A 14,358-nucleotide genomic window follows, 5' to 3' on the forward strand; every position below is an offset into this window, starting at 1 on the left:
TAATACCTTGTTTTAAAACTCTTCGCTGATTTCTGAAATAATTGCATTTAAAAAATCTTCTTGTTCTGAAAGTTCTTCCTGACTTATTATTAAATTCAGATAATCGTTTAAAGTCTGCGTTTGGTTTTCTGATACCTTATTAAGCAGGTTTTTAAAATCCTCTATCAGCTTTTCTATATCAGGTTTTTCAAATAAATCAGTATTATAAGTAAAACGGCACTGAAGATTGTTTTCAAACAAGTCAAATTCGAATAGAAGATCATATTTGCTTATTGTTTTTTCTTCATTGAATTGACCTTCTTTAATTGAATTTTCGTTAATTCCCTCATATTCATTTAAAGTAAGCATAATATCAAAAAGCGGACTTCTGGATAAATCTTTACCTTGATTGAGATCTTCTAATAACACATCAAAAGGATAGGATTGATTATCAAAACAATTCAGTACGGTTTCTTTAATTGTTTTAATTAAATTTGAATATGTTTTTTCCTCTTCTAAAAGTATTTTTATCGGAAGTGTATTAACATAAAAACCAACCTGATCATCTAAATCCGGATGAATTCTTCCAGAAACGGGGCTTCCTATTATAATTTCTTTCTGAAGAGAATTCCTGTATAAAATCATTGAGGCAATACCAAGCAGATTTAAAAAGGGAGTTGTTCCTGTGGTATTGGTTAAATCTATAAAGCTTTTAAAAGTATCTCCCTGAATTAAATAAGTCAGCATTGATCCGTTATGCGTTTTAAGATTTGGCCTCTTGTTTGCAAAATTCAAATTCAGTTCTGGTATTTCGCCCTGAAACTGATTTTTCCAAAAATTTTTCTGTTTTATATAATCGTCTTCTTTTACAGTTTTTAAATGCCAGATTGTAAAATCTTTATACTGAATACGCAGTTCAGGCAGCATAGGTTTTTCAGAATTTTTGAAAGCATTATAAAATGCCATTATATCTCTTTTAAGTACTTTATAAGACCAGCCATCAAAAATAATATGATGAAGATTACTATAAAATACAAACGTGCTTTCGTCAACTTTGAGCAGAGCAAATCTTACGAGAGGTCCATTTTTAATATCAAAAGGTTTAAATGAATCTTTAGAAACATATTCAAAAACCTCACTATAAGGATCTTGATTTTGACTGTAATCATACAAATTTATCGTAAGTCCTAATTCTTCAGATGTCTTTATATATTGCGTATAATTTCCATTTGCATCTTCCTTAAATACAGTTCTCAAAATTTCATGTCTTTCAACCACTGCATGCAGGGCCTGAACAAACAAATCCAGGTCATAACCTTCTTTAATTACTAAAGTTGTTGGAATATTATAAGCAACAGAGCTTTCATCTATCTGACTTGCCGGCAATAATCTTCTTTGAGCAAATGAAACCGGATAATCTGATTCTGACTCTACTGCCGGAATTGCATTCTTTGCCTCAATTTCTCTTGAAGCAATATTTTCTGCCTGAGATAATAATGTTGAGTTTGTAAAGATTTCACTGATTTTAAAACTAACTTCAAATTCTTCTTTAATTTTTGAAATTAATTTCATTGCCTTAATACTGTGACCTCCTATTTCAAAAAAATTATCTGTTAAACTTACTTTTTCAATTGTCAGGATTTCTTTCCAGATATTGGCTAATTTTATCTCAATTTCCGTTTTTGGTTCTATAAATTCAGTTTCAACTAAATCATTGTATGTAACAGTTGGAAGAGCATTTTTATCTGCTTTTCCGTTAGAGGTCAACGGAATAGATTCAATTTGGATATAGTAAGCCGGAAGCATGTAATCCGGTAGTTTTTTTGATAAAAATTCTTGTATTTCTTTCTTGTCAATTTTATTTTCCGAAACATAATAAGCTACGATATACTTATCGCCTTGTCTTTCATTTACTACAACAACCGATTGGTTTATGTTTTTAATATCAACAATATTTCTTTCTATTTCACCCAATTCTATCCTATGTCCGCGAATCTTTACCTGATCATCATTTCTTCCTAAATAAATTACATCTCCATTTGAAAGCCATTTTCCTAAATCTCCGGTATTGTACATTTTTGTACCGGCAAGAAATGGATTATCGATAAATTTTTCTGCTGTTAATTCTGGTTTATTTAAATAACCGCGTGATAAGCCATCGCCTGCTACATACAATGTTCCTGCAACTCCTTCAGGTACTGGCTGAAGATATTCATCTAAAATATAGGCTTTACTGTTTTCAATAGGTTTTCCAATAGGAATTGAGGCAGTATCATTAGCTTTAATTGGATGGGTTAAAGAAAATGTTGTATTTTCTGTTGGTCCGTATCCGTTTGTTATTTTTATATTTTTAAAAGTATCAAAAAGCTTTTTTGTATGTATAGGAGATACGACATCACCGCCTGCAATTACATGATCGATAGTTTCAAAAATTTCAATATCGCTGTCTACAACCTGGCTGAACCATGAAGCTGTCATCCAGAGACAATTGATTTTATTTTTTCTAATGATTGTTTTTAAACTAACAGTTTCTAAAAGGTCTTCCTGTTTGGCCATTACAAGTTTGGCTCCGTTTAACAATGTGCCAAAATATTCTATTATTGTGGCATCAAAAGAAACAGCTCCAGTACTCAAAAGCACATTATTTTCATTTAATGGAAAATAAGCTCCCGGTTTTACAAGTCTAACCACATTTCTGTTTTCTACCATCACACCTTTAGGATTACCAGTTGTTCCAGACGTATAAATGACATATGCTAAATCTTTTGGAGAATTTATACCCGGAAGGTTTTCTTTGGCATTCTCTGTTTGATCAGATTTAAAAAGATCCCAATTTTCAGTGTCAATTATAAATTTGCAGCATGTGTCAGCTTCAATATATTGTATTCTTTCTTCTGGATAATTGGCGTCAATAGGAACGTAAGCACCTCCGGCTTTAAGAATTCCTAAAATTGCAATGATTAATTTCTCGCTTCTGTCTAATTTAATTCCAACAAAATCATCGGGTTTTATTTGATAATTATTTCTTAGATAATGTCCTAATTCATTTGCTTGTTCATTAAGATCTTTATAGGTGATCTGCCTGTCTGCAAAAACAACAGCAATATGATCTGGTGTTTTCTCTGTTTGTTCCTCAAATAATTCTACGATAGATTTATCCTTCGGGTACGTGATATCTGTATTATTAAAATCAATTAATAGTTTATGTTTTTCTTTTGGACTTAAATAATTTATCTGTTGGATTTTCAGCTCTGGCTGATCTATCATTGAACTTAATAACTGCTCCAAATGAACTGCTGTTTTTTCAACAAAAGAAAAATCATAAATATCTGTATTATAATTTATTTCTAATGATAAAGAATCGGTTTCTGTAAAAGAGAAAATAAAATCAAATTTTGATGTTTTATCATTTAATTGATACTCTTTAAATTCTAAACCTTTTAGTGTATTACTTTCAAAATTATTAAGTTTAGCCTGGCTTTGAAGCACAACCATAATATCAAATAATGCAGATCTGCTGCTGTCTCTTTTGAGTTCCAGTTTATCTGTTAATTCATCAAACGGATAACTCTGATGCTCATACCCTCCTAATATTACTTCCTTTTGATGGCGAAGTAAATCAAGGAAATTAAAATCTTTATCAATCTTTGTTCTAAAAGCCACAGTATTGAGATAAAGTCCAATTTGATTTTCAAGATCAGGATGTTCTCTGCCCGCAGCCGGAGAGCCAATTATAATATCCTGCTGTCCGGTATATCGGCTTAAAAGCGCATTAATTCCAGACATTAAAGTCATAAATAAAGTAACATTTTGTTTTTGTGAAAAAGCAGTTAGTTTCTCTAAAAATGAATTTGAAAATTGATAATTAAAAAAATCTCCATTATAGGTTTTCACCAAAGGACGTTTATTTAATGCTGGCAATTCAATCACTGGAATCGAACCTGAAAATTGATTCAGCCAGTATTTTTCTGATGCTTTATAATACTGCTGTTGAGATTCTTCATTTAACCATGATGCATAATCTTTGTACTGAATTCTTAATTCAGGCAGGCTTATAGATTTTGATTCGATTAAACAATTATAAATCGTTACAATTTCTTTTACAATCAGTTCAGATGACCAGCCGTCACCAATAATATGATGCATGGTCATAAAAAAAACATATTCATTTTTGTTAGTTTTAATCAACGAAACACGCAGTAATGGTGCTTTTTCAAGATTAAAAAGAATAGCATTTTGACTTGCAATATATTCTTTTACTGCAGGCTCTTTTTCATCATTTGAACTAAAATCAATATAATTGAGACTGAAACCCAAATCTTCCATTGGAGTTATAAACTGACGCAGTTCGCCATCTTTATTTAATTTAAAAGAGGTGCGCAGAATTTCATGTCTTTCTAAAAGATAAAGAAAAGATTCTTCAAATTTTAATACCTCTAATTCGCCTTTAAGTTTTAAAGCAACCGGCATATTATAAGCCAGGGAAGTTGCTTCAAATTGGCTTACAACCCAAAACCTGTTTTGAGATGAAGTTAACGGATAGGATGCTGCTTTTTTAGCCAGCGGAATTTCATTAATCTTATTTTTTGACAACATAGTCGAAAAATAATCTATGATTTCCTGTTTGTGTTTCTTGAGCAGCAAAAGTGTTTCATCATCAATATGATTATTAAGTAAGCTTATTTCCAACTGATCATTTTTCAGTTTTAACGTTACTCCTTCTTCTCTTAACCTTTTAATAAATAAACGTATTTCCATATGTTTTTATATAAGTATTTTTGTAGCAGAATCTTCTAAAACAGCTTCTTCTATCCATTTTGCATTTTCTATATTCAGAGCAAGTACTTCAATTGTTGGAGACATAAAAATCTCTTTTATATTAATTGATACATCAAAATATTTATTAACTCTGTTAATAACCTGTCCTACAATAAGACTATGACCGCCTAATTCGAAGAAATTATCAGTTACACCAATTCTGTCAACTTTTAAGACTTCCTGCCAAATAGAAACTAATATTTCTTCTGTCTCTGTTCTTGGTGCTGTATATTCTTTTTTTATTACATCCTGACCAGATATATCAGGAAGTGCTTTTCTATCTATTTTCCCATTTGGAGTCAGCGGCATTTTTTCTAATTGCACATAATACCCGGGAACCATAAATTCTGGCAGTACATTTTGAAGATAATTTCTTAATTCTCCTTTATTAATATTTTCTGAAGCAGTATAGTAAGCGACTAAACTTTGAGTTGATTTAATTTCTTTTGCCTCTAAAATGACTTGTTTTATTAATTCTGAATATTTTGAGACAGCAGTTTCAATTTCGCCAAGTTCTATTCTATAACCGCGTATTTTAACCTGATGGTCTTTTCTGCCTATAAATTCTATGTTCCCATCTGGCAGCCAATATGCTAAATCACCGGTATCGTACATTTTTTTTCCGGGAATGAATGGATTGTCTATAAATTTTTCAGCTGTTAAATCTGCTTTATTCAAGTAACCCCTTGTCACTCCATTTCCTGATAAATACACTTTTCCTGTTACACCTGTTGGTACTGGCAAAAGTGATTCATTTAATATCCATGCCTGCGTATTCGATATTGGACGTCCAATAGAAATAGTCCTGTTCGCTTTTGAAGTTATTAGATAACAAGTACTATAAGTAGTATCTTCAGATGGGCCGTAAAGATTTCTGACTTCCATTTTTTCTAATGGGAGCTGATCGATAATATCTGTTGGCAATATTTCTCCTGCCATATTAAGCACTTTAATATTTTCTAAAGAGGCATTATCTTCTAATAACTTTCTAACTACTGATGGAACTGTATTTAATAATACATTTTTATCAGTATTGATATATGTTTCTATATCTAATGCATTCTTTAAAACACGTAATGTTTTTCCCGTTGTTAGCGTAAAAAAGAACTCGTAAACCGATAAATCAAAACAATATGACGTAACAGCATAAACCATATCAAATGTGCTATTGGCATATTCTTCTATTGACCAGTCAATTAAAGCTGCCGCATTTCTATGCTCCACCATGACCCCTTTAGGATTTCCGGTAGTTCCAGAGGTATAGATTACATAAGCTAAATCTTTTGGAGTATTATTTTTTACAATATTTAACTTAGAATATTGATCCTTTTCCCTGTAGAAAGATTCAAAAACCGCCTCATCAATAATGAGTTTACTGTTACTGTCTTTTTCTATATATTCAATTCTGGATTCAGGGTAAGAAAGATCAATAGGCACATAGGCTGCACCAGATTTTAAGATCCCGAAAATGGCCGCCATCATACGCTCGCTTCTCTCAAGCTTAATACCAATTACATCATCTGGCTGGATATCATAATGTTTTCTCAAATAACCGCCAAGCTGGTTAGACAATTCGTTTAATAAACGGTAGCTTAACTCTTTATCCTGAAAAATAATGGCTGTACGGTCCGGAGTTTTTAAAACCTGTTCTTCAAATTTATCTATGATCGTTTTATCATGCGAATAGTCTGCAGCAGTAGCATTAAAAGTCTGTGTCACTTCAAGTCTCTCCTCAGGGGTAATATAAGACAGTTCATCTGCTGTAAGGGTAGAATTTTTAAAAGCATCGGTCATTAAAAGCTCCAGATGGGCAGACATTCTTTCAATCAGCAGGGAATCATAAAGATCTGTATTGTACTGTATGGTAAGGGACAGACGGTCCTCATTTTCAGTAAAAACAAAACTTACATCAAACTGCGATGTGCTGCTCTTAAACTCATAATTCTTAATCTGAAGGCCTGTTAATCCGTCACCGCTGTTAAGGTTTTTGAGCTGCGACTGATTTTGAAGCACCACCATCACATCAAATAAGGCAGAACGGCTCATGTCGCGTTTCAGGTTCAGGCTGCCGATAAGATCATCAAAAGGATAATTTTGATGCTGGTAGGCTTCAAGCAGAGTTTCTTTCTCCTGCTTTAAGATTTCTGAAAAACCTGCTTTCTCCTGAAGCTGGGTTCTTATGGCGAGTGTATTAAGGTAAAGTCCTACCTGATTTTCCAAATCCGGATGTTCTCTTCCCGCTATTGGTGTACCGATAATAATATCATGTTGACCTGTATAACGGTAAAGAAGCGTTTTAACTCCTGCCATCAAAGTCATAAACAAAGTGGCATCCTGTACTTTGCAATAGGATTTCAATTGATCTGTAAAAGTCTGCGAAAAAGTATGGCTGATACTGTTCCCTTTGTAGCTTTGTGTTTTTGGACGCTTATTAAAACTTGGAAGATCAAGCACCGGAATTTCTCCCGAAAACTGTTTCATCCAGAATGCTTTCGAGGCCTGATGTTTTTCATTTCCAAGCTCGCCCGAAAGCCAGAATGCATAATCCTTGTACTGGATATTCAATACCGGAAGATCAGCTTCTCTGCCCTCATTTAAGGCATTATAAATTTTAACTGTTTCAGCAACCAGAAGTTCAAGCGACCAGCCGTCTCCAATAATATGGTGCATTGTTAAAAAGAAAATATGTTTCTGCTCCTCAAGCTTTACAAGTCCGGCACGAAGCAGAGGCGCTTTTTCTAAATCAAAAGTGGTATTGTTCTGCTCCTGAAGATAATCTGATACTGCTTTCTGCTGGTTATCTGCAGATGTAAAATCTTTTTCTATCAATTTAAAATCAACTGATTCTGCCGCAATAATATGCTGGCGAACCTCTCCTGATTCGTCTGGTTTAAAATAAGTTCGTAATATTTCATGGCGATGGATTACTTTTTCAACCGAGGCTTCAAATTTATTTTTATCCAAAACTCCTGATAATTCAAAAGCAAACGGAATATTGTACGCCAAGGAACCGCCGTCGAGCTGGCTCAAAAGCCAAAGCCTGTTCTGTGAAGCTGTAAGCGGATAACTTTCCTGAATTGGCGCAGGTGTTATAGATAAATAACCTGCATCAGTCAGCTGTTCTGAAAGGCCTTCAATAGTAGGGTTTGAAAAGAAATCTTTAAAAGAAACTTTTTTATTTAACTGTTTCTGGATTCGGTTGATAACCTGTGCCGCGGCAAGGCTGTGTCCGCCCAGTTCAAAAAAGTTATCGGTAATACCAATCTGGTCTGCTGACAGCACTTCCTGCCAGATCTGGACAAGATCCTGTTCTGCAGCATTTCTAGGTGCTGTATATTCTTTTCTGATAAGGTCTTCCCCACTGATTTCAGGAAGCGCTTTACGGTCGGTTTTACCATTAGGTGTTAATGGAAGTTCCTCTAAGGCTATATAAAAACCGGGAACCATATATTCTGGCAGTTTTCCCTGAAGATAGGTTCTGATATCTGATTTGTCGATTTCCTGTGTGTTCACATAATAAGCTGCCAGTACTTTCTCGCCGTTGATTTCTTTTACAGCAGCAACTGCCTGTCTTACATTTTGTGAATATTGAAGTAAGGCCGTTTCGATCTCTCCCAGCTCAATCCTGAAACCGCGGACTTTAACCTGATGGTCGATTCTGCCTATATATTCTATATTACCGTCGGCACGCCAGTAAGCCAAATCTCCGGTATCGTACATTCTTTCTCCTTCAATAAAAGGATTGGGTACAAACTTTTCTGCGGTAAGTTCAGGTTTATTCACATATCCTCTGGCCAATCCTATACCTGAAATATAAAGTTTGCCAACAATTCCTGCCGGAAGCGGCTGTAAGTCATTACTTAAAACGAACAATTGAATATTTTCGATTGGTTTTCCAATAGGAACCGATATCAGGTCTTTGGTACAATTAAAATAACTAACGTCAATTGTCGCTTCTGTAGGTCCATATAAATTTACTAATGAAACGTCTGGAAGCTGACGGAAGAAGCTTCTGTTATGATCTGCTGTTAAAGCTTCTCCACTTGCAAATACTCTTTTAAGACTTGCTAAATTTTGAATTTCATGTTTGTTTTCTTCCAGATAATCTAAAAACAAATGCAGCATTGAAGGCACAAAATGAAGAACTGAAACTTTATCTTTCTTAATGTGATCAATAATTTCTTTTGGACTTTTTTGTCCTTCTGGTTTTAATACACATAACTTCGCTCCTGTAAATGACCACCAGAATAACTCCCACACAGAAACATCAAATGAATAACTTGTTTTTTGTAAAATAACATCATCCTCGGTAATTGGATAAAAATTCTGCATCCATTCTAAACGATTTACTAAGGCTGTATGCTCCACCATTACCCCTTTAGGGTTTCCGGTAGTTCCAGAGGTATAGATTACATAAGCTAAATTTGAAGGCGTATTGTTCTTCATTATATTTAACTTCGAATATTGATCCTTTTCTCTGTAGAAAGATTCAAAAACCGCCTCATCAATAATGAGTTTACTGTTACTGTCTTTTTCGATATATTCAATTCTGGATTCAGGGTACGAAAGATCAATAGGCACATAGGCTGCACCAGATTTTAAGATCCCGAAAATGGCCGCCATCATGCGCTCGCTTCTCTCAAGCTTAATACCAATTAAATCATCTGGCTGGATATCATAATGTTTTCTCAAATAACCGCCAAGCTGGTTAGACAATTCGTTTAATGAACGGTAGCTTAACTCTTTATCCTGAAAAATAATGGCTGTACGGTCCGGAGTTTTTAAAACCTGCTCTTCAAATTTATCTATGATAGTCTTATCACGAGAATATTCGGCAGCAGTAGCATTAAAAGTCTCTGTTACCTGAAGTTTCTCGTCTGGAGTAATATAGGACAGTTCTTCAACTGCAAGAGAAGGATTTTCTAATGCCTGAGTCATTAAATTTTCAAAATGAGCAGATATTCTTTTGATCAAAAGCGAATCATAAAGATCTGTATTGTACTGAATTGTAAGAGACAACCCTTCTTCTTTTTCAACAAAAACAAAACTTACGTCAAACTGTGAAGTATTATTTTTAAACTCATAATTCTTAATCTGAAGACCTGTTAATGCATCTCCGCTGGAAAGATTTTGAAGCTGAGACTGATTTTGCAGCACCACCATAACATCAAATAATGCGGAACGGCTCATGTCTCTCTTTAGGTTCAGATTCCCTATAAGTTCATCAAAAGGATAATTTTGATGCTGATAAGCTTCGAGCAGAGTTTCTTTTTCCTGATTTAAAATTGATGCAAAATGTGATTTTTGCTTAAGCTGTGTTCTTATGGCAAGTGTATTAAGGTAAAGTCCAGCCTGATTTTCTAAATCCGGATGTTCCCTGCCTGCAATAGGTGTCCCGATAACTAGATCATTCTGGCCTGTATAACGGTAAAGAAGTGTTTTTACTCCTGCCATTAAAGTCATAAACAAGGTGGCATCCTGAGCTTTTGAATAGGATTTTAATTTGTATGAAAAAGTCTGCGAAAAAGTATGACTTACACTGTCGCCTTTGTAAGTCTGCAACAACGGACGTTTATTAAAACTAGGAAGATCCAATACTGGAATTTCGCCTGTAAACTGCTTCATCCAGAATTCTTTAGAAACAAGATGCTTTTCCTCCTCAAGCTCATTAGAAAGCCAGACTGCATAGTCTTTATATTGAATGTTCAATACCGGAAGATCAGCTTCTCTGCCCTCATTTAAGGCATTATAAATTTTAACTGTTTCAGTGACCAAAAGTTCAAGTGACCAGCCGTCTCCAATGATATGGTGCATCGTTAAAAAGAAAATATGTTTCTGCTCCTCAAGCTTTACAAGTCCGGCACGAAGCAGAGGCGCTTTTTCTAAGTCAAAAGCAATACTGTTCTGCTCCTGAAGATAATCTGATACTGCTTTCTGCTGGTTATCTGCAGATGTAAAATCTTTTTCTATCAATTTAAAATCAACTGATTCTGCCGCAATAATATGCTGGCGAACCTCTCCTGATTCGTCTGGTTTAAAATAAGTTCGTAATATTTCATGGCGATGGATTACTTTTTCAACCGAGGCTTCAAATTTATCTTTATCCAAAATTCCTGATAATTCAAAAGCAAACGGAATATTGTACGCCAAAGAACCGCCGTCGAGCTGGCTTAAAAGCCAAAGCCTGTTTTGTGAAGCTGTAAGCGGATAACTTTCCTGAATTGGCGCAGGAGTTATAGATAAATAACCTGCATCGCTCAATCGTGCTGATAAGGCTTCTATAGTTGGGTTTGAGAAGAAATCTTTAAAGGAAACTTTTTTGTTTAACTGCTTTTGGATTCGGTTAATGACCTGTGCCGCAACAAGGCTGTGTCCGCCGAGTTCGAAAAAATTATCCGTAATACCAACCTGATCTACGCCAAGTACTTCCTGCCAGATTTGAGCCAGATTCTGCTCTGCGGCATTTCTTGGAGCTGTATATTCTTTTCTGATAAGGTCTTCCCCGCTTATTTCAGGAAGCGCTTTACGATCGGTTTTGCCATTAGGTGTTAAAGGAAGTTCCTCTAAGGTTATATAAAAACCGGGAACCATATATTCTGGCAGTTTTCCCTGAAGATAGGTTCTGATATCAGATTTGTCGATTTCCTGTGTGCTCACATAATAAGCTGCCAGTACTTTCTCGCCGTTGATTTCTTTTACAGCGGCAACTGCCTGTCTTACATTTTGTGAATATTGAAGTAAGGCCGTTTCAATCTCTCCCAGCTCAATTCTAAATCCACGAATTTTAACCTGACTGTCGATTCTGCCTATATACTCAATATTCCCATCAGGAAGCCAGTATGCTAAATCGCCTGTACGATACATTCTTTCTCCTTTATTAAAAGGATTTTGTACAAACTTTTCAGCGGTAAGTTCAGGCTGATTTAAATAACCGGCTGATAATCCTTTACCTGAAATACAGAGTTCACCAGCTACACCAACAGGTGCTAATTGAATGCTTTCAGGTTCTACAATATATACTTTCCTGTTAGAAATTGGTTTTCCAATTGCAACAGAATTTTGCTTCTCAGTTACCTGATAATAAGTGGCACATACGGTACTTTCTGTTGGTCCGTATGTATTATAGACTGCGATGTGATTCCATAAATTATGAATATAATCAGGCTGCAGCACATCTCCACCACTAATTAATATTCTTATTTTAAGATTAAACTTGTCGTATGATCCGTTTAAATATTGTAATGCATATGGATTTGTACTTAAAATTGTTACGTTGTGATTTTCACATAGACCGAATAATGTTTCGAAATCTCCTTTTCCATCATAAACCACCATACTTCCGCCGCTTATAAGGATTGGGAAAATCTCTTCTATCGAAGTATCAAAAGAAATACTAGCCTGCTGTACTATGCTGTCCTGCGGGTTTAACTGAAAATAGTTTTTAAAGGTCATCGCATAATCTGCCAAAGATGCATGTGTTATCTGTACACCTTTTGGATTTCCTGTAGATCCCGAAGTATATATAATATAGGCTAAATCATTAGAAGTAAATTCAGCTTCAAATTCCTCGATAAAACTATCCGAAACGTTTTTAAATTCTTCTAATACAGCAGTTGTTATTGTAAATTTACAGCCGCTGTCTTTTTCTATATATTTTTTTCTTTCTTCTGGATAGTCCGGATCTATTGGCACATATACAGCACCTGTTTTTAAAACAGCCAGAATAGTTATTATACTCCAGGAATTTCTTTGCAGTCCTATTCCAACAAAATCTCCTTTTTTTACATTGCGGTTTTGTTGTAAGTAGTTTGCTAATTTATTACTGTATATATCTAAAAGTCTGTAACTTATTTCTTCTTCCTGATAAATAAGTGCTGTTTTATCTGGATTTTCAGCAACCGCCGATTTTATTAAATCGATTACCGTTAATGAAACTTCAGCAGAAACATTCTCTTTATTAAATTCGGTAAGGATTTTATTTTTCTCTGCCGCAGTTACAATCTCAACAGCATTTATGGATTGATTTGGATTTTGTAAACCTGATTTTACAAATTCTTCAAAATGAGATAAAAGAGCTGTAATAAAGTCTTGGTTATAAATATCTGTATTGTATTCTACGCTTAAGGAAAGTCCGTTTTCTTTTTCTACAAAAACAAAACTAATGTCCAGCTGGCTTACACCTCTTTCTATTTCATTATATTCAGATGCTGTAATTCCGCTGATTCCTTTTTGGTCATTGATTTCCAGCCCCTGATGGTTTTGCAGTAAAACCATAATATCAAACAATGCCGATCTGCTTTGATCTTTTGCCGGTTTTAAATGATTAACAAGTGCTGTAAAAGGATATTCTTTATTTTCATACGCTTTTATAAGAGTATGTTTTTGCTTTTGCATTAACTCTAAAAAACTATCTCCTTTGTCAAATTTTGTGCGTATGGCTAATGCATTCGAATACAATCCTATTTGATGTTCTAAATCAGTATGTTCTCTTCCTGCTGCTGTAGTTCCTAATGTAATATCGGTCTGACCTGTGTATTTATAAAATAATCCGTTAAGACTGCCCATTAAGAGCATGAAAAGAGTCATTTGCTGTTCTTTTGCAAATGCATTTAATTCTCCTAAAAACTTTTTAGAAAACTCATGATTATGAATGCATCCGTTATACGTTTTTACAGCCGGACGTTTATTTATAATTAACTCAAGGGCGGGAGATTTGGTTTTGAACTGTTCTTTCCAAAACTCCAGTTTTTCGTTGTATTCATCGCTGATAAGCTTTTTATTAAGCCATTCGCTGTAATCTTTATATTGTATTGGCAGTTCTGGCAAATGTATTTCCGCTGCACTTGCCAGACTGTTATAAGCAAGCATAACTTCACGGGTCAAGAGCTGTAATGACCATCCATCGCCAATAATATGATGCAAAACAAACACTAAAATATGTTCTTCTTCGTTGGTTTTTAACAAAGTACCACGTAATAAAGGTCCTTTTTCCAGATCAAACGTGTTTAGGTATTCTAACTTGATACGATTATGAAGCTGTTCAACAGAAAAATGCTGTAATGACGCCTTTTGCAATTTAAAATGAACCTCATCTGATGTTAAAATATACTGCTGGATTTGATCATTTTCATCTTTCCTGAAAATTGTTCTAAGCGATTCGTGACGGGCTATAACCTTCTGAAATGCTTTTTCAAGAAGAAACTCGTTCAGCTTTCCTTTCAATTTTAATGTTGAAGTTATATTATACGCTCTTTTTCCGCCCAAATATTCATGTGTAAACCACATAAAATATTGCGTTGGTGTTAAGGCATAATTTTCTTTAATTTCAGTTTTGGGAATAGACTTATTAAAGGATATTAAACTAATTAAATAGGTTTTGTGTTCCTTAATCTCCTCTAATAATTCTTTTGTCAACACTCCTTTTGGTGCATTTACTTTAAGATTACCATCGATTATTTTCAGCTGAACTCCAAGAGAAAGAAGTTTATTTAAGATGTCATTTTTCATAAAAATTAGTTTAAATCCGGGATTACCAGATCTTTATTTTATTTGTTAATGATT

General features: G+C 34.4%; 2 protein-coding genes. Both read right to left on the reverse strand.

Translation table 11 applies throughout. The features are described 5' to 3' along the window. Window positions 1-12: 12 nt before the first annotated feature. Window positions 13-4,737, reverse strand: coding sequence for a non-ribosomal peptide synthetase (locus PQ462_RS15860; protein WP_274250718.1), 4,725 nt, complete (start codon window positions 4,735-4,737; stop codon window positions 13-15). 6 nt (window positions 4,738-4,743) lie between these two features. Beyond that, window positions 4,744-14,304: a non-ribosomal peptide synthetase gene (locus tag PQ462_RS15865; RefSeq protein WP_274250719.1), complete on the reverse strand. Its 9,561-nt coding sequence runs from the start codon at window positions 14,302-14,304 to the stop codon at window positions 4,744-4,746. Window positions 14,305-14,358 lie beyond the last annotated feature (54 nt).

Source organism: Flavobacterium sp. KACC 22758 (assembly GCF_028736135.1).
GTDB lineage: Bacteria > Bacteroidota > Bacteroidia > Flavobacteriales > Flavobacteriaceae > Flavobacterium > Flavobacterium johnsoniae.